Source organism: Paenibacillus sp. Leaf72 (genome assembly GCF_001422685.1).
Lineage (GTDB): Bacteria > Bacillota > Bacilli > Paenibacillales > Paenibacillaceae > Pristimantibacillus.
This window is the reverse complement of record NZ_LMLV01000012.1, coordinates 105,373-127,021: the sequence shown is the minus strand read 5'-3', so window position 1 is coordinate 127,021 and position 21,649 is coordinate 105,373. Positions and strand designations below refer to the sequence as shown.

Below are 21,649 nucleotides of genomic sequence, written 5' to 3'. Positions count from 1 at the left end.
CCACCAAGGCCAGCCAGCTATATTGTGCTTTCAATATGAGAAGGTGAATAGGCTCTCCCTACAGCACAGGTTTTATGACAAACTTGTCTGCTATAGGGGGAGCCTATTCGTTATTTTACTAATCTAGAAAGGTATCCGACATCCACTTAACAAAACGTTCCTTTTCTTCATATTGCGGGTAATGCGCCGATTCCGCATAAGGAAGGAATTCCTTGTGTTCAGCTTCAATGCTGTCAAAATAATGCCGAGCTGCTTGGGATGATGTCATAGCGTCTGGAATTTTGGTTAGTCTGGAAGCCCCGCCGTATTTATTAACATAGTCGCGAGGAGTCAGAGCATCACCATTCTCAATAGCTTCCTGCAATTGCTGCAGTTGAGCTGCATCCTCCGCATTTCCTTCTTGCCCAGCCTGTTCCAAAACGTAATGCAGAGCGTCGATCTCGCTTTCTACCGTATCCCCCATTTGACCGATTCCGATATAGGCTTCGTACTTTTCAGGAGCTCTGGAAGCAGCTTGCGTAGCAAGATAGGTGCCGTAGGAATGCCCGATCAGGATAATCTTTTCTTTGCCAAGCCGCTTTGCTATGTAATCCGTTACCGCGAGCAGATCCTTCACCAGCAAATCAGAGGAAAGGTTAGAATAGTCCTCGGAAAAATGATAGGATTTGCCGCTCGCCCTTTGATCGTAGTTAACGATGGTAAACTTCGTTTCCAGTAGATCCTGCATTTTTTTTGCAAAAGGAATTTCCGAAGCACCTGGCCCTCCATGCACATTCAAAATAACCGGATTATTCCGATCGTTGCCCCGAATCATAATCTCTTGTTTGGTACCGTTCAGATCCACGTGTTCCAGCACACTTATACTATTCTCGCCTTTTATACGGGGCGTCCATGTCGGGAAGAAGAGCGCTAGCAGGATTAGTGCAATCAGGATGGTGCTAATCATTAAGGCTGGTTTTAAAACGGTTTTCATCTCATGTGTTCCTTTCCATTCCATATCATTTCAGCTGATCATTCCATATTACTTCACTGTCGATCCTTCTAAATCCATCGCATGAATGAAATTGGGCACCGTCTCTGGTTGTATATAACCTCTAATTGAGCGCTTCTCCGCACCATGTTCAGTTTTTGTAGATAAGCCTCCTTTATAATCAAAAAGATTTTTAATCCTTGGGAGGTAAGTTATGAACGCATCATTCAAAAAATATGCAGCCGAATTTATTGGAACCTTCGTCCTTGTTCTATTCGGCTGCGGCAGTGCGGCTACAGCGGGAGCTGAGCTTGGCTATTTGGGCATTGCATTGGCATTCGGGCTGTCTATTGTGGCGATGGCCTACGTCATCGGACCGATATCGGGGTGTCATATCAATCCGGCGGTTTCACTCGCCATGCTTATTAGCCGGAAGCTATCGGGGGCGGATTTCATCGGATACGTGGTTTCGCAAATCGCTGGCGCTATTGCAGGCTCCGCCGTTTTGTACGCCATCATCGTCTCCGCAGGCCTGCCTACGACAGGGCTCGGCCAGAACGGTTTTGGCCCTGGGTACGGAATCGGAATTTCAGCACTAATGGCATTTATTGTCGAAATCATCTTAACCTTCGTATTTATTTATACGATACTGGGAGTGACCTCTACGGAGGGCAATGGAAATGTAACGGGCCTCGTTATCGGGCTGACGCTCGCTTTTGTCCATATTCTTGGCATCGCCTTAACCGGAACGTCCGTCAATCCGGCAAGAAGCTTGGGACCCGCATTGCTGCTTGGCGGCGAGGCGTTATCCCAAGTGTGGGTATTCCTTATTGCCCCGCTTGCCGGCTCGGTGCTGGCCGTTGCCGCTTACAAGTGGCTGAACAGCTACAAGGCGAAGCAAGCCTAAAATGATTTTAAGCTCGTTATGAGGGATTTCGGGAGGAAAGGGCTACTGGGAGGTTTTCCAGCAGCCCTTTTTTTATGTGTATTTTTCTATAAAAAAGACCCCCTCCATATAGGAGGAGGCGATCACTGGTATATTTTATAAATCTGAAGAAATTCCTCTGAAGGCTGCAGGCCAAGCTCATCAAACAGCAATTGCGTATAGTGCTCATAATAGCCGCTTATGGATTGCCGATCTCCCATAGCCACGAGGATTTTCAGCAGCAGCAGATTTGATTCATCTTCAAATTCATTGCGCGCTACGATTCTTCTCGTTATTTGCGCCGCTTCTCTATAACGCTTCTGGTCCAGCAGCCAGCTTGCGAGACGCTTCGCCAAGGAATCATAGATAATGGCCAGCCTCTCACGCTCGACAGCCGCCCACTCAAAGGATTTATCATCAAACAAATCGCCTGTAAATTGTTTCTCCAGCTCTATAGCTGTCGCTGCATTGGATTCATTGATTTCATATAAAGCCTTCGCCTGCTGCTCAAATTGAATAAAATCGACATCAGCCTGATTCAAGTCAATCCGATACTGCTCTTGCGCTGAAATGACCACCTCTTTCAACCCATGCGGCGACAAGACTTTTCTAAGCTGGTATGCCGCTGTACGGAGATACGTTTCTGCATTTTTAAGAGGCATTTCTGAGAAAATGTCCTCTAAAATACGGGTTTTAGAGGTGCTGCGGCCATGGTTGATGAGCAAATAGGCGAATAATTCCATGCTTTTTTTAGAAATCCATCTTACGGTACCTTCTTGCCTGCTGCTCACCTCGAAACACCCTAAACCACGAACCACTAGTCGATTAGAGGAGAGGTCCCCCGTAGGATGGGAAGAAGCATCCTGTCTGCTCGCCGCTTGTGTAATGGTCTGGGCTAAGCGCTTGCGGGTAACCGGCTTAACCATGTAGTCCAACGGATAAACATCGAAAGCTTGAATGGCATATTCAGAATGGGATGTCGTAAATACGATATCCAGCTTAGCACGAAGGGAACGCAAGCTGTGGGCGAGCTTGAGCCCATCATCCCCCGCTATCTTGATATCTAGAAACGCCAGCTCCACGTCATTTGCCCGAACAAAGTCCAGCGCCTCAGCTGCCTTCTGGAAGCTTCCAACAAGCTCCACGTCATCCATAGTGGATAACAACCGCTTCATAGCAAGCAGCATAGCAGGCTCATCGTCAACGATAACCACCTTCATCGCTCTGTTCCGCCTCTCACGCTGAATTGAAATAGGCTACCTTGTCCTAGTTTGCTTTCCACCCATAAATTTCCCCCGCCTAGTTTGACGAATTGCCGGCTTACAAGCAGTCCAAGTCCCGCTCCCTTTTCCCCTAAAGTACCCGTCAATGCGTCCAACTGCTGCTCACTAAGCAGCCTGTGAACCTGATTCTCGTCCATCCCAACTCCGTTATCGTGAACTGAAACGATTACCATGTCCTCTGATAGCTGGGCGTCAATATGAACGGAGCCGCCCACCCCAGTAAATTTAATCGCGTTGGATAACAAATTGCGGATAACTAAGCCAAGCACCTGCTGATCAGCGTACACATAAGTCTGTGCAGCAATGGTATGATGTACATTTATTTGCTTGGCCTCGCTTGTAATATGCAGCAGATGGATGCACTCCTCCACAACCTCAGACAGCTCCAGCAGCTGTAGCCGGAGGGACACATCTTCCCGCTGACTGCGGAACCACTCCAGCAAATTATTGGCTATGCCGAGCGTATTGCGGATCTGGCCACCTAGCGCCTAACGATTTCCCGGTGATCGCTCTCCATTCTGGCTCTGTCCTCTTCTAGAAGCTCAATCAGTTGGAACTGTAATGCCAGTGGACTGCGGATATCATGCGAGACGATCGTAAACAGTTGATCCTTCAGCTGGTTAAGCTGTGCGATCTGCTCCAGATGGCGCTGCTTCTCTGTTATATCGAAGATAAGGGAAATACTGCCCTGCGTATGCTTGCTCTGCTTTTGCAGCGGATACACGTTTATGCTGTAAATTTTCCTCTCGCCATTAAGCCAAGTGTCAATTTCCACACTGCCCTGCTGCATGGACATGCACAACTTCTGCCATTGCGGCCATGGTGCTAGCAGCTCCGCCATTTCCCGGTCATAAATCTCGGCATGGCCCAGCTCTAAAAACCACTGAACAGCCTTTTTATTGCTGTCGATGATCTTTCCTGAAGCATTCGCGATCAATATACTTTCCTGAAGCGTATCGAGCACGGCATCCCTGGCATAAGGAACAATAGAGAAAAACTTATACCGCATGGCAATGACCAGCATGATCATACCTGTAAATCCACAATAAACCGAGAGCCTTAGCAGCCATGACGACATTTCAGGATTCACGAATTTAATAATCTCAAGCACCAGAGGCAATGATCCTAGACATAGAACCCACATGCCTGGCTTGCGAAAATCATCTCGAATATTACGCACATAATGAATTAAAAAATAAATACATACAGCCACGATGCTGTAGCAAACTAGCGTAAATATGATGGAATAAATAGTTCTTGTCGTTATTAATTCGCCATTATAGAGCTCAATCGTGCGAAAAATCAAATGAAGCTCAGGGTTGAGCCACACCAGCAGCGACCATAGCACAAATACCGTGAACAGCAGGACCTTCCAGCGAAGCTTAATGATCTTGTCGGAACCGATCAAATAATAGACAAATAGAATTAAGAAAGGCACCATTAAATTAAGCATCGTATGCTGAATATTACGAAAAATCAGCTTTTCCGTTAATAGAGAACGGCTCTGCTCCATAATGATGGCACCGGAGAAAATCATTCGACAAATCGTCAAACCGATGAGATAGCCCACTCCGCGCACTCTTCTAAAACCATACTCCGATAATAAAATAATCCCCATCATGATTAATGAAGCAATCATAGAGACGAGCTCTATTGTGGAATCCATAAGGATAGTCCCTCTATATTTGACATAAATAGAATAATAACTTTTTACTCTCTTCATACAGTATACGAATACGAAACCATGGAGCGCAATATATGCCTCCTCCTATTTCATCAAAAAACCCAATTATTCGACAGCATGGGATAAGGGGCTAAAGCCGCAGCGTATAGAGAAAGTCAAAAAAAAGACTGGCCGAGCATATCATTAACCAATGACATACTCAGCCAATCTAAGTTATAAATCGGGGGATGGGCACTGCAGCATCGGGGGATGAGTACTGCAGCCTATTAAATAAAAATTTGTTGGATTAATAAAGAAAGTTCCAAAGCCGCAACAGCAGGGCAGTAGCTTCGGCTCTAGTTGTAAGTCCAGCTGGCACAAATTTATTGCCTTCCCGGCCCTCTATCAGCCCATTCGCGCGAGCATTGTGAACATGCGTTTTGGCCCAGGCTGGAATATTTGCATCATCGGTAAAGGAAGCAGCTTCCTGAGTGTCAATCTCCCACTTCATTGCCCGGGAGACCATCGCAGCCATTTCCGCTCGGCTTACCGTTTGCTGCGGCCGTAATGTTCCATCGGAATACCCTTCGAGAATACCCTCAGCTACCGCTGTCTGAACGGCCTGTTGTGCCCAGGCTGGAATGCTGTCCTTATCGCTAAAGGGCATCGCAATCGATTTATTGCCAATGGGAATTTGAAGGGTGCGAAGCAGCATAAGAGCAAACTCCGTCCGTGTTACGTAGCCATTAGGCACGAAGGCATCGGCACTCATACCCTCCACAATTCCAAGTTTCGCTGCTTCGCAAATATTTGATGCAGCCCAATGATTATTAATATCTTCAAATGTACATGCAGAGCCTGTATTTCCATTATCAGAAATACGATTAATCTTTAACGTATACGTTTTTATCGTTCCATCCTCGGCTTGAACCGTGATGGCGAACACATTTTCTCCCATGACCAAAGGTACAGAAGTTGTCTTTATTACTTGTTCTCCCAGCAATCTAACCGCTGCCATGACATGAGCAGGTGCCAATTGCAGCTCAACTTCTTTTGCATCCGTCTTCGTTCTATACTCCGTAGTCCCGGGTGTAAATACAGGCGACAGCTCTACTGCCTTACCGCCTGCAAAGACGTTCAAATAAGCTAGGTTTGCATTGCTAGAACGTGTTACGGATGGCGGCGTTGCTGCACTCACTATGCTAAAGCTTGCAGTTGCTGCATCAAGCGCATTGCCATATTCATTTTCCACTTCGCCTCCAGCCACATTCACCCTGTATAAGCCATTGTTAAGCGTGCCATTAAACGTCAACGTATACGTTAGCAAAGATTCATCAAACGTTGTCGTATAAGAAGTAAATGCTTGTCCGTCCTTCGTCAGGCTAATCAGAGGCTTTGCATTTGCAGAGGTGAGTGGAGCCCCATCATTAATCCAATATACCGATTCGCTCACAGTCACGGAGACTTGAGTAGGCGGCACAACGAATGCTTGCTGATCGGTAAAGCCACCGAATGCAGTGACGGGTTGTGCCGTGTTAAACAACAGGCTGAGCATGTTGGATGCTGTATTTTCCAGTCCTGCGGCATTTACTGCTGCACCCGCACCAATCGATACCGTCACAGCTTGACCACTCGTCAGCGGTGTAATGGTCGCTGTGTAAGTCGATGCGTTAACGGAAACCAAATTAGATGCTGTAGCGTTAACGACTACAAGGTCATCCACGGTGAAACCATTTACATTCTCGTTGAAGAATATGTTCACCGGAAAAGCCGCATTCACGGTTTGGCTTGCTGAACTGGTTACCGTTACTGTCGGTGCCGTGTTGTCCAGCACAAAAGGATTGGATACAGAATTTACAATATTACCCACTTTATCTTTGGCTTGAATGTGCAAGTACCAATCGCCATCAACATTTGTTTGGCTTAACGTATCCTCGCTGCTGAAGGCCGTCCAGCCTCCCGTCGGAACGGCTGTTCCTTGCGTCCAAGCATACAGCAGCGAGGCAGGCTCCACGCCGCTTTGCGTGTCACTAACCGTTACTTTGCTTGAGACGCTTGTTGCAGGCGTTAACCCTCCATCAGTGCTGAACTTTACCACTGGTGGAGTTGAATCAATCTCTAGCGTAATCGTATACCTTTGATTAGGAAAGAAATAGGGCTCGACGCGAACAGGAATGACCGTATCAGCCGTCGCTCCCGCTACATTGATTGTCGCCGCACCGCCACTCAATATAGACTGATTGTTCACATACACCAAAATTTGGTCAGGGTCTGTCATCGTCGGTGTTATATGGGCACTGGACAAAGACTGCCCGTCATAATAATAGGTGTAGGAGGTAACAGTGACGTCAAAGGCTTCCGTAAAATCGCCCTCTTGCAGCTTCAAATCGATCAGCTTGCCCGGTACGGTGCTTTGGCCAAAATCGTCGTTACCCCAGGCAATGACGCTTCCATCTGCTTTCAAAGCGAGCGAATGCTCAGCGCCAGCGGCAATGGACACTACATTTGCCAATCCAGCTGGCACGTTAATCTGACCGCTAGCATTGCTTCCCCATGCGACGACGGTTCCGTCTGCTTTCAAGGCAAGCGAATGCTCAGCGCCAGCGGCAATGGACACTACATTTGCCAATCCATTCGGCACCGCTCTTTGGCCACTATTATTATTTCCCCAGACAACGACAGTGCCGTCCAATTTCAGGGCTAGCGAATGGTTGGCGCCGGCAGCAATGGACACAACTTGATCCAGTCCAGCCGGAACTGTGCTTTGACCGTAATGATTTCTTCCCCACGCGACGACCGTATGGTCTGATTGCAAGGCGAGCGAGTGAAATTCTCCTCCAGCAATTGCAATCACTTCATCGAGTCCGATCGGAACCGTGCTTTCATTATAAGCATTGTTTCCCCATGCAGTGACCGTCCCATCCGCTTCCAGCGCAAGCGAATGATTCGCTCCCGCCGCAATCGATGCTACATTTTCCAGTCCAATAGGAACACTACTTTGACCATTGCTGTTGCTTCCCCACGCAGCAACAGTGCCGTCCGATTTCAGCGCGAGTGAATGATTCGCTCCTCCAGCGATCGACTCCACGCTTCCCAGTCCAGCCGGTATCGCACTTTGTCCATCGCCATTGTCTCCCCAAGCGGAGAGGGTACCATTCGATTTCAAGGCAAGCGTGTGAGACCAGCCCGCTGCGATTCTGCTCCCTTTAATGGGCGAAGCATGATCCGCTGGAACGGTCCTCTGACCATTAGCGTTGCTCCCCCACGCGACCACTGTGCCATCGGCTTTCAAGGCGAGTGTATGAAACCAGCCGGCAGCAATCGCAACCACATCATGCAGTCCCGCCGGTACGTTCGTCTGACCTGCATCATTTTCTCCCCAAGCAACAACAGTACCATCCGCTTTCAGAGCAGTCGCAGTCGCCCTGCTTGCAGAGATCGATATGACTTTGCCATCTGCCGCTGCATTTGGAATTACCGTTTGACCACTAGCGTTGTTTCCCCATGCAACAATCGTGCCATCCGCTTTTAATGCCATCGCAAATAAGGACCCTGCGGCAATCGATACTACGTCACTCAGGCCAGCAGGGACATTCGTTGCGCCAGGCTGACCCCATGCAACGACCGTGCCATCCGCTTTCAAGGCGAGTGAAGAACCTCCTCCTCCAGCAATCGCTGTCACCCCTCCCGCTGCTAATTCATTCGGCACTGTTATTTCGCCCGAGCTATTGTTCCCCCATCCGACAACTGTCCCATCTGCTTTCAGAGCGAGTGAATGCTCACTCCCAGCAGCAACAGAGATTACATTAGCAAGGCCTCTCGGTACATTCGTTTGGCCCCCACTATTGAGTCCCCATGCGACGACGGTACCATCCGCTTTTAACATGACGGAATGGTTGGCTCCTGCGGAAATCTGTACTCCCTTCACACTTCGCATGCCCTCTTGTGCTGCATAGACGGTGCTCTGCCCATAGGGTGTAAGCAATCCCATTAGCAGCACAAGGATAAGTACAAGGTAAACCGGCTTTCTCAATTGATTGGATGACAATATGTACGCCTTCTTTCATGCCAAAAATTTTGGTTAAAATTCCCTAGTTGAAATTTTAACAAATCCCCGTGAAAGAATAATGAAAGACTTGTTGCTAGGTCCTGTATGCAAACGTAAGCGAGCTGGATCCCGAAAGAAACCAGCGTTTCAACTTCTACCCTCTACTATCGAGAATGGCATAACTTGGAGGACACAGCATCCGCTAATTCAACCGAATCACTGGTTTTGGTACAGGCTTCGGACACAGGAGCCGCTAATGTGCTGCCTATCTTCATTTTGAGAGGAATGTGAGAGCAATAGCGAATCTCCTGTCCGCTTACGACCTGAAATGGGATTAAGAGCTAGAATAGCGGAAGCTCAGTCCGCCAAAAAAGGAATGAGCTTCCAAAACTGCGTGGTCTCAGTCACAGTGCTTTCTGTAGCTGTAGGTCTCTGCACTCCCGATAAGACAATCATTGAGATAGACTCATCCAGCTCTATTGACGGTACCCTTCCCCGCAAACTGGCTGTCCCTTACATCCAAGAGTATTTGAAGGACAAGCTCAAGCAGGATACATGTCATATTTTGGAAAAAGTTCTTGGTAATATGGGTAAACCAGTTTTACTGCCTAAATGATAAAAAGCAGTTATCACAAAAGAACACTTTTGTGATAACTGCTCCTATGAGTAAGCTTCGCAACGCACCGTAATAGTAGCCGAAATTACTCTTTATTGGAATCTCTCAATTTTTTTCGGGCAACTCCGGTATTATAGGCTGCTTCTATAACGGCCTCTCTTACCTTTTCCACTACTTTCTGGTTGAATACGCTCGGAATAATATACGTTTCGCTCAATTCTTCATCCGTCACAACGGATGCGATCGCCTGAGCGGCTGCAAGCTTCATCGCTTCATTGATTTCACTCGCCCGGCAATCCAAGGCACCGCGGAAAATGCCCGGAAAGCAAAGCACGTTATTGATCTGGTTCGGCTTGTCGGACCGCCCTGTCGCCATCACTCGAACGTAAGGCTCGGCCAGCTCTGGATCGATCTCCGGTACCGGGTTCGCCATTGCAAAGACGATCGGGTCTTTCGCCATGGACTGTACGTCTTCGACCTTGAGAATATTCGGAGCCGATACGCCGATAAATACATCCGCTCCCTTGATCACTTCAGACAAGCTGCCTGTCTCCAGATGCGGATTCGTCAGCTCGGCAAACGCCTTCCAATGAGGATTGCCATACGGGATGTTCCGATTAATGGCGCCCTCGCGGTCCACACCAATCAAATTGCGCACGCCTGCGGCCAGAAGCATCTTCGAGCAAGCAATGCCTGCTGCGCCGATACCGTTCACAACGACTTTAATATCCGACATTTGCTTACCGGTAATTTTGAGCGCATTGAGCAGCCCGGCCAAGATGACCACAGCGGTTCCGTGTTGGTCATCGTGAAACACAGGGATGTCCAATTCCTGCTTCAAACGCTCCTCGATTTCAAAGCAGCGCGGTGACGAAATGTCTTCCAAATTGATGCCTCCGAATGCCGGAGCGATGGCCTTTACGATGCGGATAATTTCTTCGGTGTCCTTCGTATCCAGGCATATCGGAAAAGCATCCACACCAGCAAATTCTTTGAACAGCATGGCCTTGCCTTCCATCACCGGCATGGCCGCCATCGGCCCGATGTCGCCAAGTCCGAGTACAGCTGTTCCGTCAGAAACAACGGCAATCGTATTGCGCTTGATCGTCAGCGAGTAGGCCTTATTCGGCTTTTCCGCAATCGCTGTACAAACTTGGGCGACACCGGGTGTATATACCCGCGATAAATCATCACGGTTTTTCACCGGTATTTTGGAGGTGATCTCAATTTTACCGCCCAAATGCACAAGGAAGGTCCGGTCCGACACATGAATGACTTTAACGCCTTGCAGCTTCTCAAGCGATTCGACAATCTGCTTGCTGTGTGCCTGATCGGATACATTAACGGTAATATCGCGGACGGTGCTCGTACGGCTCGACGAGATAACGTCAATCCCCACGATATCCCCGCTTGTCCTTTCAATTGCAGCAGCGATATCGCCGAGAGAAGTTAGTTGTTTATCTATTTGCAGCCGAAATATCATATAGGTACTGGCACCACTTGTTACGGACATCTCGCTCTCTCCTTTGTGGGTCACTCTATTTCTAGAAATTGCTTTTTTATCTTTGGTCCAAAAGCTCCACTCCCGCAATGCCCGGGTTCGTCATCTCATACGGATCAAGAATGATTTGGAGCTCCTCTTCCGTCAGCACGTTGTAAAGCAGGCAAAGCTCACGAACCGGACGGCCTGTCAAAATCGCTTCTCGCGCAATTCGGGCTACAACCTCATAGCCAAGATGCGGGTTGAGCGCAGTGATAACCCCGACGCTTTTCTCCACATACTCTTTGCAGCGCTCGACATTCGCTTCGATTTCTTCCAAGCAATGAGCGCGAAAAACTTTAAATACTTGATTCATCATGCTGAGGGACTGAAGCAAATTAAATACGAGTACTGGCTCCATGACGTTAAGCTCAAGCTGACCGGCTTCAGAAGCCAGACAAATCGTATGGTCATTGCCTATGACCTGGAACGCCACCTGATTGACAACCTCCGCCATAACCGGATTGACCTTGCCTGGCATGATGGACGAACCCGGCTGGCGGGCAGGCAAATTCAATTCCCCGAATCCGGCACGCGGCCCGGAAGCCATCAGGCGCAAGTCATTGGCGATCTTGGACATGTTGATCATGCATACTTTGAGCGCCGCAGACACTTCTGTATAAGCATCCGTATTTTGCGTAGCGTCGACCAAGTGCTCTGCATTGATAAGCGGCAAGCCGCTAAGCTCGGCAAGCGATTCAACGACCCGCTTAATGTAGCGGGGATCGGCATTGAGGCCCGTTCCAACGGCCGTTGCCCCCATATTGACCTCGTACAAGTGGCCGCGGGTTTGCTTGATCCTCTTAATATCACGCTCCAGAACCCGGCTGTAGGCCTCAAACTCCTGCCCGAGGCGGATCGGTACGCCATCTTGAAGATGCGTCCGCCCCATTTTAATAATGCCATCGAACTGCACAGCCTTTTTCCGAAACGCCGCCAGCATTTCCTCCATCGTCGCCAGCAGCTTATCAATTAAAACGAGTACGGCGATATGAATCGCTGTCGGAAAAGCGTCGTTGGTCGACTGGGACATATTCACATGCGTGTTAGGACTAACATTGAAATAATCGCCCTTCGTTCCTCCAAGGATTTCGATCGCCCTGTTGGCAATGACCTCGTTGGCATTCATATTAATGGACGTGCCTGCTCCGCCTTGTATCGGGTCAACGATAAATTGCTCATGCCATTTCCCATCTATAATTTCCTGCGCCGCTTGCATAATGGCTTTTCCGGTTTCCGGGTTCAGCTGTCTAATTTCCATGTTCGCTTCAACTGCCGCATGTTTAACGATAGCCATCGCACGGATTAGCTCTTCATGAATGCGGTAACCTGTAATTGGAAAGTTTTCTACTGCTCGCATCGTTTGAATGCCATAATAGGCGTCTTCCGGCACTTCTTTAGAGCCAAGGAAATCTTTTTCGATTCTAAAATGAGCTGACATTGGACATTCCCCCTTGTTATGGTCTTACGAACTTTTTTTGAGCGTCTCCAAATATTGTTGTCCCTTATTCTGATCATATTGTTTCTCCCATTTCGCCATTACAACCGCGGCGATGGAATTTCCAAGGACATTGACTACTGAACGGGCCATATCCAAAATGCGGTCAATACCCGCGATAAAGGCAAGCCCTTCGAGCGGAATGCCGACTGACCCAAGAGTGGCCAGCAGAACGACGTACGAAGCGCCCGGCACCCCGGCAATTCCTTTTGAGGTCAGCATCAGCACAAGCACCAGCATAATTTGAGAGCTGATCGGCATGTGAATGCCGTACATTTGTGCGATAAACAATGCCGTTATCGCTTGATACAAGGTCGACCCATCCAAATTGAACGAATATCCGACCGGGATGACGAAAGAGGTAATGGATTTAGGAACTCCGAACTTCTCCATCTTCTCCATCATCTTGGGAAGCGCTGTTTCGGAGCTTGCTGTCGAATACGCGAGTATGAGTTCATCTTTCAATATGCGAATGATCGATATAAGACTAGTTCCGCATAGCTTCGTTATCAGGCCAAGAATAAGCACTACAAACAGAATCATGCCCACATACACGGCCAATACTAGCTTCCCCAAAGGAAGCAGCGAGGCAATGCCAAATTTAGATACCGTCATGCCGATTAATCCAAAAACGCCGATCGGAGCAAATTTCATAATTTGATTCGTTACCCAAAACATCGATTCGGCAAGACCTTGGAAAAAAGCCAGAACCGGCTTCCCTTTTTCACCGATGGCAGCAATGCCTAGACCCAGAAATACCGAGAAAAAGATGATGGCGAGCATATCGCCAGCTACTAATGATTCGAAAATGTTTTTTGGAACAATGTTTACAAAGGTATCCATAAAGCTATGATTGGTCACCTTTTCCGTTGCTTCCACATAACCCGAGATGTCCGACTTGGCTAACCCCGTCATATTAACGCCAGCTCCGGGCTGAAAAATATCCGCGATGAGCAGGCCGAAAACAATGGCTGCTGTCGTCACGATTTCAAAATAAAGAATCGTCTTCCCGCCCAGCTTGCCGAGTTTTTTAATATCTCCAACACCAGCTATTCCGACAACTAGAGAGGAGACGACAATGGGAACGACAATCATCTTGATCAATCGTATGAAAATGTCCCCCGCCGGCTTCAAGTAGCTTTCGATGGTTGGGTTGCCATAAAAGATAGCCCCTACAGCTACCCCTAATACGAGGCCGACTAAAATTTGAAAAGCCAAACCAAATTTTTTCATCATGCTTCCCCTTTTCTGTAGGTTATTAAGCGCTTTCATATTGTATAATTTCGCTATTCCTTTGAATGGTTTCATTGTACAGGCAAGCTACACAAATCTATTTAAATCTACATATTCGTTATAAGAATTTATTAATTTCGGCATAATGAGGAGGAAGAAAGAAAGCTTTTTACGGAGGAATATGGAAAAAGATGTCGAATGACTGTTACGTCGTGCAAGAAAGGAGGCTGGGATGTAGCATTGAAAGACAAATGGCTTTTGTTTCTGCTGATGGTTGTTTCGGTGCCGCTTGCGGGGGAATTGAATTTTTATCCGTTTCATAATGATTTTCGGGTCAGTCTGGGAACGCCCACCTTCTTTCTGTTTTTACTCTGGCTGAGGTTTCCTTCCCCTTTTGTCTCCGGTCTGCTTGTCGGCGCTGCGGTTACCTTTTTTCGCACGGGGCTTGAGGTGGCCATCGAATCGGCCAGGAGCTGGGACGCTGCTTTTCTGCACCACTATCCGGTATTCTTCTATTATTTGACCTATGCGGTGGCATTTAGAGCTGTACGACTGAATCGTTATCATAACCGCCCCATTGTTCTCGGCTTATTAGGCGTGACGATTGAAATTGCTGCATCGTTGGCAGAACTGCTGATGCGCTATTCGGTTACGGAGCAAGTCGTGAGCTTCTATACTTGGAATCAAATTTTGCTCATCGGGATTTTTAGAAGCTTCTTTGTGCTTTCCTTATTCAATCTCGTCATATTGCGCCAGTCGAAGGCGGCCGAGGAGCTGACGCGCAAGGAAAACGAGAAGATGCTTCTCCTTATCTCTGAGCTGTACGAGGAATCCATTCAATTGAAGAAAACGCTGCACAATGCGGAGAATATCGCCCGGGACAGCTACGGGTTATATCAATCTTTAAAAGCTGAACAACCCGAGCCGCTTGACGAGCTAGCTCAAAAGGCTCTACAAATTGCTGGACAGGTTCACGATATCAAAAAGGACAATCAACGCATTTATGCCGGGCTGTCCGGCTTAATATCGCACGAAAGCGACTATATGCCATTGGAAGCCTTAGTTGATATTGTTCTACGATCGAATCAGAAATATGCCCGCTCGCTCGGCAAGCAGATCGATTTCTCGCTGCATACGGAAGGCGCCTTTCCTTTGTGTCACGTATACGTTTCATTGTCCTTGCTCAATAACTTGGTCGTGAATGCCGTCGAGGCACTAAATGAAGCGGGGTCTATCCGAGTGGAGGTTAAACGGGAGCAGGAAGCTGTCGTTTTCCGCGTAGCCGATAATGGCCCGGGAATTGCACCCAAGTATCGGGAGAAAATCTTCATACCCGGATATACGACGAAATACGATAAATCCGGCAACCCTTCTACAGGAATCGGTCTGGCTTATGTCAAGCAAGAGACGGAGCGTCTGCTTGGAACCGTCCAAGTTCAAGCTGGGAACGATGAGCAAGGCACTATTTTCACGATCACACTGCCTGTGGGTCAAATAGGAAAGGAGGAGTCGAAGGATGCGTTTCTTTATAATCGATGACGATCCGGCCGTACGCTCCATGCTGGAGCAAATGATTGAGGATGAGGATTTAGGAAGTGTTGTAGGGGAAGCCGAAGACGGAGCGTATGTCGATAATACGCTGCTCGACCTTAAGCAGGTGGATATCGTTCTGATTGATTTGCTGATGCCCATTCGCGACGGCATAGAAACGGTTCGAGAAATATCAAGCAGCTTCAAAGGAAAAATCGTCATGCTGTCTCAAGTGGAGTCGAAGGACATGATCGGCAAAGCCTATTCCTTCGGAATTGAACATTATATCACCAAGCCGATAAATCGTTTGGAATTTATTTCGGTCATACGCAAAGTTTCCGAGCTGCTGCGATTGCATCAATCGCTTCGAGATATTCAAAAGTCGCTCAGTGCCTTAGGCTTAGGCGGCGCAATAACGGAGAAAGAGGCAGCCTCTCCTGATAAAAGCATCATCACTTGCGGAAACTATGTGCTGTCGGACCTTGGGCTAATCGGCGAAGCCGGCTGCAAGGACTTGCTGGAGATGCTCGATTATTTGTTCCGTTACGATAGCGAGCATCCATTGGAGCAAGGCTTCCCTCCGCTTCAAGACACGTACAAACAGCTCGCCTTGAAAAAACTCGGCCCCACCGCTTCTGAGACCGACTTGAAAAAGGAGGGAAAAGCCGCCGAACAGCGTGTACGGCGAACGGTGAACCAAGCGCTAACCCACTTGGCCTCCCTGGGGTTACTTGATTACTCCAATCCGAAATTCGAGCAATACGCGAATAAGTTTTTTGATTTAAGCGACATCCGCAAACGGATGAAGGATATAGAGGATGAAGAATCGGCGTCCATTAGCATGATCAGGCAAAACACCAAAAAATTTATTCAAGTCCTTTATTTTGAATCCAAAAAGTTAATGACCCAGCGATAAGTGGGCGCCGGGAGCCACTTGCGGGCAAGGCCCTAGCTAAAAACGAAGCCTCATTGGCTGCGTTGATAAAGGCTCCCCGGCCATTATCTCTGAGAGGGAAGCAGCTTACCCTCATTCACTGTTTGTTTGGGCAGGCACTAGGGCATGTATGCAAATGTAAGCGCGACTAGAGCTAGATCCAGAGACAGAGCCAGATCAAGCCAAGCCCAGCATGTCACACGTATTTCCTGTACTGCCGAGAAGATCAGTCCCCGTGAATATGAACTTGTGTACTTAAAGGCAGCTTCATGCTCTTCGTTTCAAGAGTTTTCTCCCAGGATCAAGATAGGTTCGGCGGACACAGCAGCAGCTATTTCAAGCGGATCGTGGGTTATAGCACAGGCTGCGGACTCAGGAGCCGCTATTGTGCTGCAAATGACCATTTTGGAGGGAGGATTAGGGCGATAACGGATCTCCTGTCCGCTTATGGCCAGAAATCGTAGAAAATGCCAGAATAGCGGAATCTGTGTCCTCCAAAAACCATATTTCAGCAGCAACCCTTCCGTTTTCTATACGTCATTATTTGCTGATCCTTATGCCAAAGTAAAGACCGCTTTGGTTGCAGCGCCCCGCAACCGCTGGTTGCCGCCCTTTTTTCGCCTATGAAGTGAACCAATAGCCGCCATCCCGCTACAGTTTTGCTCCGTTCTGACGTATACTTCTATATAAATAGATACTAACGGAAGAAGTGAGGGAGCATGATTAATGTCGAAGAATTAGCCGAAATGTTTGCGGGCCGTTCCTATGATATAGCTGAAGTCCATCGGTTCGTCATCCAGCCCGACAACATCCTGCGCGGTTATAAAACAACAAGACACGGGCTATTGTTTCCCATTCGTGGAGAAGCCCGATTACAGGTGGATGATGCCACCTATGATCTGCAGCCGGGAGCGATTTTTCATTCACCCCCGAACAAGCTGCTGAATTCGCATGTGACAAGCCAATCGGTGTATGAATATTATCTCGTGTTATACCGGCTTGATAACCAGCAAGACACGGATAGTGCCCACACATGCGATACCCATTTCAGACTAGAGCCGGGTGTCCACTCGCGCGTACATGAACATTTGGCCATGCTTCATCAGCATATGCATTCCCCAGGCGGGATTGGAAAGCTTCGAGCTAAGGAATTGTTTCTTGGCATTATGCATCAGGTGCTCGTAGGCTGCAAGCACAGAGAAAGTGGTGAAAGCGGCTATCCGCCTGACAAAACAGCGATCGAAGAAGCAGTTGCCTATATTAACGGCCACTATATGCATCCATTGACACTGGGCGAGCTTTCCGAGCTGCATGCGATGAGCCCAAAACGTTTTTCTTATTTCTTTCATAAATATACCGGATTCCGCCCGATTGACTATGTCATTCATTATCGAATGGAACGAGCCAGCGAGCTATTAAAAATAGGTCAATTCCCCATCCGCGACATTGCGGGAAGTGTCGGCTATTCCAATCCGCTGTATTTCAGCCGCATTTTCAAAAAGAAGTTTGGCTTGTCCCCTTCCGCTTATTCCGAAAAACAGGAGCATGAACATTTATAAACAGGAACTAACAAATCCCCCATGCTCCCGCTCCTTCTTTCTCCCCTTTGATAATAATCCATATCCCATTTGTGATTTGTGCATTCGCAAGCATTCCGGTTCTTGCTATACTACATATTGATAATAATAATCATTGTTGATTAAATGAGGGATCAACAACAAAACGAGGTGAATAGGCATGATAAATGAACAAGAATTATATGACCTTACGATTATTGGTGGCGGTCCCGCCGGATTGTTCGGAGCCTTTTACAGCGGGCTGCGGGAAATGAAAACCAAGATTATTGAATTTCAGCCCCAGCTTGGCGGCAAGGTTCATGTCTATCCCGAAAAAATGATCTGGGACGTAGGAGGCGTGACTCCGATACTGGGAGCACAGCTGATTGACCAGATCGTAACGCAGGGGATGACGTTCCATCCGGAGGTGGTGCTCGGCGAGAAGGTCACCTCGATTGACCAAAACGAAGACGGCCATTTCGTCTTGCATACAGCGACCCAGCAGACGCATCTGTCCAAAGCGGTGCTGCTCGCGGTTGGCGGGGGCATTTTGAAGCCCATTAAGCTGGAGATTGAAGGGGCAGAACGGTTCGAGGTCACCAACCTGCACTATACCGTCAAATCATTGGCCCGCTTTAAGGATAAAACCGTATTGATCTCAGGCGGCGGCCATTCTGCAGTAGACTGGGCCAATGAGCTCGCTCATATTGCCAAGAAGGTTTATTTGACCTACCGGAAGGATGCTTTAAAGGGACATGAAGCGGAAGTGACCCGCCTGCAAAAAAACGGTGTGGAATGCCTGCTTAACAGCACCATCGACAAGCTGATCGCAACGGAGGATCATAGCCGGATCGAAACTGTGCTGCTGAACCAGAATGAAGGGGAAAACCTATTCAAGCTGGCAATCGATGAGGTCATCATCAATCACGGCTACGAGCGCGACAAGGAATTGCTGGGCAACAGCAAAATCAATATCGAGCTGCTCAATTATCAGGTTGCGGGAACACCATCGAGCGAAACCTCTGTGCCGGGCCTCTATGCCGCTGGCGATATTCTGCATCATGAAGGCAAGCTGCACCTCATAGCGGGAGCGTTCCAGGATGCCGCCAATGCCGTCAATAAAGCCAAGCAGTTTATAACACCAGATGCTAGCGCTAACGGGATGATATCCTCGCATAACGAACTGTTCACGGAAAAGAATCGCGATTTAATGAAGCATCTTTATACAAAATCACACACTTAATCTGGAGGATTCCTCATGAGCAAACTGCTCGGACTCATTGTTTCCTTTTTTATTCTGACCGCTCTCATCGCCGGTTGTTCTGGCGCAAGCGGAAATAATCAGCCAACAGAAAGCGATCTTGCTCCAAGCGCGAGCAGTCCCTCTCCTTCTGGAAGCGCACAGACCGCCGATACAAGCGCAGACGAAGAAAGCACTGCCGCAGCCGCTGCCGCTTGGCCAAGAACGATTACCGATGGCGCGGGCCATGACGTTGTGCTAGAGGAGCAGCCCAAGCGCGTAGCGGTGCTTCATCCTTTGTATTTGGACTACTTTTTCGCCTTGGACACGCCTCCTATTGCGTCCGGCAGTGCGGCAAGCGCGCTCGCAGAATACGCTACACTGAAGCCTTATGCCGACACAGCCGAGGTTATTGATTTGGGTAGCGGACGGGAGCTCAATCTTGAGAAGATTATCGAGACAAATCCGGATGTCATTGTGACCTTTAAAGGGCATATAGACGCCCTTTATGACGAATTGAGCAAAATCGCTCCGGTCGTTCAAATCAATTACGCAGATACATGGGAAGAGGCCACCATGCTTAGCGCCCAAATTGTAGGCAAAGAGGAATTGGCAGAGCAATACATTAAAGAAACGAAAGAAAACATTGAAAAATCCAGGCAGCAGCTTGGCGCTTTGAAAGATAAAACGTTTGCCCTGCTGCGGGTTGGCGATGACGGCACCTTTCATGCCCAAGGCACAAACAACACGACGTACTACAATGAAACGACTGGCTTTGGCTTGCTAGTGCCGAAAGGCTATCCCGCAGACAACGATGTGCTTTCCGTGGAAGCTCTGTCCGATATGAACCCGGATTACATTATTTTTCAGCATGATATAGCGGTGGCCAAAGCCGCCGTTAAGCAAAACGAGAGCCTGGCGGTATGGCAATCACTTGAGGCAGTCAAAAACAATCATGTCCTTTATTTCGACAATTCCCTTAATACAGGAAGTGTGCTGGCTGTTCGGCTAGCCGCAAACCACTTTATGGAATTGGCCGCCGATCAATAACACGAGCTTCTTATCCCCCATTTGCCCCTTACATGAAAAATTGAAAAATCAGACCAAAAAAGCGTCAAAAGCACATCACTGTGCTTTGACGCTTTGACGCTTTAACTACTTTTAACTATACATTCTCGCTTGACGTGCTCTTCCCATGACGGCCAGTATCAGCAAAATAATAGTCGCTAGCAAGTAATACACATATACCCCTCGGTCCAGACCTTGCGGTGTCGACCCTATAAAATCCACAGCCTCCCACTTGTTCAAGGGACCCAGATACCACAGCAGCATAAATACCACTTGAAACAGCTTGCCATTCCCAGACCATATGCCCAACGCTACAGCTAATGTAGGTATAAATATTCCGCCAACGACCATAGCCTTTAAACTTTCCCATTCGCCTGCAATAAGAAAATGAATGAGCGCTCCGCTGCCCGTCAAATAAGCAACGATAATTCCAGCAAGCCACAATCCGATAAATGTATTTCGAACGGGATGCACCGCTGTGAAAATCAATGAATGGGTACGGTAATCCGTTTCATTTGTCCCCATAGTCGACCAAATGAGGATAGGCAGCAGCCATGTAAAAGGTACAACATACGCTGTTAAAGATTCTATCGGCAGTACTAAACCTAATACGATCATAACCAACGCTGCCAAGTACCACCACACGCGTTGCCCTTTGAGCATAAGACGCAGTTCCAGAGCAAATGTTTTAAAATAGTTTGGTTGCCCCTTTGCAGCAGCATAAGGAGTTAGCTTTATTTCTGTTTCCTTCCTATATGCAGGCTTATTGTGCGGCTCTGCTTTTTTAGCTTCATCGGGCTTGCTTGTTCTGTTTATTTTAACGTAACGTGTCAGATCAAATCGGTGAAAAAAGAATGAAGCCACTGTTACGATCATTACTGCCGCAGCAAGCCACATATACCGTTCTAAAAACATCTGGATCGTCCAATGTACGCCGTTCCAGTCGTAGGTTAGCAGGTCTCCCTTCAAGGGGCTTATCCCTGAGACATGGCCTCCATGGCTATTAGGAATCCTTTCGTTTGCCTCGCTCGACATGTTGGTAATAATCGGTGAAATTCCGAACATATCCTGGGTGGAGTGAGTTGCCTTGGTCGAAAAAATCAGCGAAAAAATCCATATCATAAAATATATTAAATTGCCCAATCCCTTACGCAGCCCAGGTACAGCTTCAAAAAAGATGGCAACTGAAGCCACCAAAGCCATTGTCGGCAATGTCGAATACATAAATGGTAGCCATAAAGCGACCAAATCAACCGCGTAATCTTCCCCTCTAATGAGCTGCATGGCAAGCGCAGATACCATTAACACAGCAACGATAGACAGCAAGTAAACGAAGTTGCTCCACATTTTGCCCATGGTGTACATCCACCTAGTAATCGGAGTCGTCGCAATGATTTGCCCAACCCCAGTCTGCACATCTCGTTCTATCGCATTTTTCACTAGAAAAAACGCCGGAAGACTTAATAGCATGGATGCTAATACCGCGACTCCGCTACCGACCCATGCAGAGTTATATAGGCCGCGCATCGATTGCAGCGATAAGGT

The 21,649-nt window shown here is 48.0% G+C and carries 15 protein-coding genes; 6 read left to right on the top strand and 9 right to left on the bottom strand.

Annotated elements, in window-relative coordinates:
• Nucleotides 1–118: 118 nt before the first annotated feature.
• On the bottom strand, nt 119–973 hold the full coding sequence (locus tag ASF12_RS15295) for an alpha/beta fold hydrolase (protein WP_056036274.1): 855 nt from the start codon (nt 971–973) through the stop codon (nt 119–121).
• Between the two features lie 211 nt (nt 974–1,184).
• On the opposite strand from ASF12_RS15295, the gene ASF12_RS15290 reads away from it, so the two are divergent.
• A complete protein-coding gene (locus tag ASF12_RS15290) occupies nt 1,185–1,877 on the top strand; it encodes an MIP/aquaporin family protein (protein WP_056036272.1) in 693 nt (230 codons plus the stop codon).
• Nucleotides 1,878–1,999: 122 nt separating this feature from the next.
• Here ASF12_RS15290 and ASF12_RS15285 read toward each other — a convergent pair whose 3' ends face one another.
• From ASF12_RS15285 to ASF12_RS15250, 7 genes are all read right to left on the bottom strand, one after another.
• On the bottom strand, nt 2,000–3,115 hold the full coding sequence (locus ASF12_RS15285) for a response regulator (RefSeq protein ID WP_056036270.1): 1,116 nt from the start codon (nt 3,113–3,115) through the stop codon (nt 2,000–2,002).
• Nucleotides 3,112–3,588 (bottom strand): sensor histidine kinase, encoded by a 477-nt coding sequence (locus ASF12_RS15280; RefSeq protein WP_162241898.1) that lies wholly within the window; start codon nt 3,586–3,588, stop codon nt 3,112–3,114. Before ASF12_RS15280 ends, ASF12_RS15285 begins: the two co-directional genes overlap by 4 nt.
• A 71-nt stretch (nt 3,589–3,659) precedes the next feature.
• Nucleotides 3,660–4,844 (bottom strand): histidine kinase N-terminal 7TM domain-containing protein, encoded by a 1,185-nt coding sequence (locus tag ASF12_RS15275; protein WP_056036264.1) that lies wholly within the window; start codon nt 4,842–4,844, stop codon nt 3,660–3,662.
• 304 nt (nt 4,845–5,148) lie between these two features.
• Nucleotides 5,149–8,889: an RCC1 domain-containing protein gene (locus ASF12_RS15270; protein ID WP_056036262.1), complete on the bottom strand. Its 3,741-nt coding sequence runs from the start codon at nt 8,887–8,889 to the stop codon at nt 5,149–5,151.
• Between the two features lie 701 nt (nt 8,890–9,590).
• Nucleotides 9,591–11,018 carry an NAD-dependent malic enzyme gene (locus ASF12_RS15260; RefSeq protein ID WP_056036258.1) on the bottom strand — a complete coding sequence of 476 codons (1,428 nt, stop codon included), beginning with the start codon at nt 11,016–11,018 and terminating at the stop codon, nt 9,591–9,593.
• A gap of 46 nt (nt 11,019–11,064) precedes the next feature.
• Nucleotides 11,065–12,486 (bottom strand): aspartate ammonia-lyase, encoded by a 1,422-nt coding sequence (gene aspA, locus ASF12_RS15255; RefSeq protein ID WP_056036256.1) that lies wholly within the window; start codon nt 12,484–12,486, stop codon nt 11,065–11,067.
• 24 nt (nt 12,487–12,510) lie between these two features.
• A complete protein-coding gene (locus ASF12_RS15250; protein ID WP_056036255.1) occupies nt 12,511–13,776 on the bottom strand; it encodes a cation:dicarboxylate symporter family transporter in 1,266 nt (421 codons plus the stop codon).
• Nucleotides 13,777–14,016: 240 nt separating this feature from the next.
• On the opposite strand from ASF12_RS15250, the gene ASF12_RS15245 reads away from it, so the two are divergent.
• The 5 genes from ASF12_RS15245 (at nt 14,017) to ASF12_RS15225 (ending at nt 20,086) form a co-directional block, all read left to right on the top strand.
• Nucleotides 14,017–15,315, top strand: coding sequence for a sensor histidine kinase (locus ASF12_RS15245; protein WP_063892566.1), 1,299 nt, complete (start codon nt 14,017–14,019; stop codon nt 15,313–15,315).
• On the top strand, nt 15,293–16,222 hold the full coding sequence (locus ASF12_RS15240; protein ID WP_056036250.1) for a DNA-binding domain-containing protein: 930 nt from the start codon (nt 15,293–15,295) through the stop codon (nt 16,220–16,222). The genes ASF12_RS15245 and ASF12_RS15240 overlap by 23 nt, the downstream gene beginning before the upstream one ends.
• A gap of 737 nt (nt 16,223–16,959) precedes the next feature.
• Nucleotides 16,960–17,799 carry an AraC family transcriptional regulator gene (locus ASF12_RS15235; RefSeq protein WP_056036248.1) on the top strand — a complete coding sequence of 280 codons (840 nt, stop codon included), beginning with the start codon at nt 16,960–16,962 and terminating at the stop codon, nt 17,797–17,799.
• Between the two features lie 181 nt (nt 17,800–17,980).
• On the top strand, nt 17,981–19,039 hold the full coding sequence (locus ASF12_RS15230) for an NAD(P)/FAD-dependent oxidoreductase (protein WP_056037018.1): 1,059 nt from the start codon (nt 17,981–17,983) through the stop codon (nt 19,037–19,039).
• Nucleotides 19,040–19,054: 15 nt separating this feature from the next.
• On the top strand, nt 19,055–20,086 hold the full coding sequence (locus ASF12_RS15225; RefSeq protein ID WP_056036246.1) for an iron-siderophore ABC transporter substrate-binding protein: 1,032 nt from the start codon (nt 19,055–19,057) through the stop codon (nt 20,084–20,086).
• 111 nt (nt 20,087–20,197) lie between these two features.
• Here ASF12_RS15225 and ASF12_RS15220 read toward each other — a convergent pair whose 3' ends face one another.
• Nucleotides 20,198–21,544, bottom strand: a complete 1,347-nt coding sequence (locus ASF12_RS15220; protein ID WP_235533172.1) for a hypothetical protein — start codon at nt 21,542–21,544, stop codon at nt 20,198–20,200.
• Nucleotides 21,545–21,649 lie beyond the last annotated feature (105 nt).

Bases quoted from the DNA above. Each gene is read 5' to 3' on its own strand.
- ASF12_RS15295 (WP_056036274.1), bottom strand. From the start codon at position 973: ATGAAAACCGTTTTAAAACCAGCCTTAATGATTAGCACCATCCTGATT.
- ASF12_RS15290 (WP_056036272.1), top strand. From the start codon at position 1,185: ATGAACGCATCATTCAAAAAATATGCAGCCGAATTTATTGGAACCTTC.
- ASF12_RS15285 (WP_056036270.1), bottom strand. From the start codon at position 3,115: ATGAAGGTGGTTATCGTTGACGATGAGCCTGCTATGCTGCTTGCTATG.
- ASF12_RS15275 (WP_056036264.1), bottom strand. From the start codon at position 4,844: ATGGATTCCACAATAGAGCTCGTCTCTATGATTGCTTCATTAATCATG.
- ASF12_RS15260 (WP_056036258.1), bottom strand. From the start codon at position 11,018: ATGTCCGTAACAAGTGGTGCCAGTACCTATATGATATTTCGGCTGCAA.
- aspA (WP_056036256.1), bottom strand. From the start codon at position 12,486: ATGTCAGCTCATTTTAGAATCGAAAAAGATTTCCTTGGCTCTAAAGAA.
- ASF12_RS15250 (WP_056036255.1), bottom strand. From the start codon at position 13,776: ATGAAAAAATTTGGTTTGGCTTTTCAAATTTTAGTCGGCCTCGTATTA.
- ASF12_RS15240 (WP_056036250.1), top strand. From the start codon at position 15,293: ATGCGTTTCTTTATAATCGATGACGATCCGGCCGTACGCTCCATGCTG.
- ASF12_RS15235 (WP_056036248.1), top strand. From the start codon at position 16,960: ATGATTAATGTCGAAGAATTAGCCGAAATGTTTGCGGGCCGTTCCTAT.
- ASF12_RS15225 (WP_056036246.1), top strand. From the start codon at position 19,055: ATGAGCAAACTGCTCGGACTCATTGTTTCCTTTTTTATTCTGACCGCT.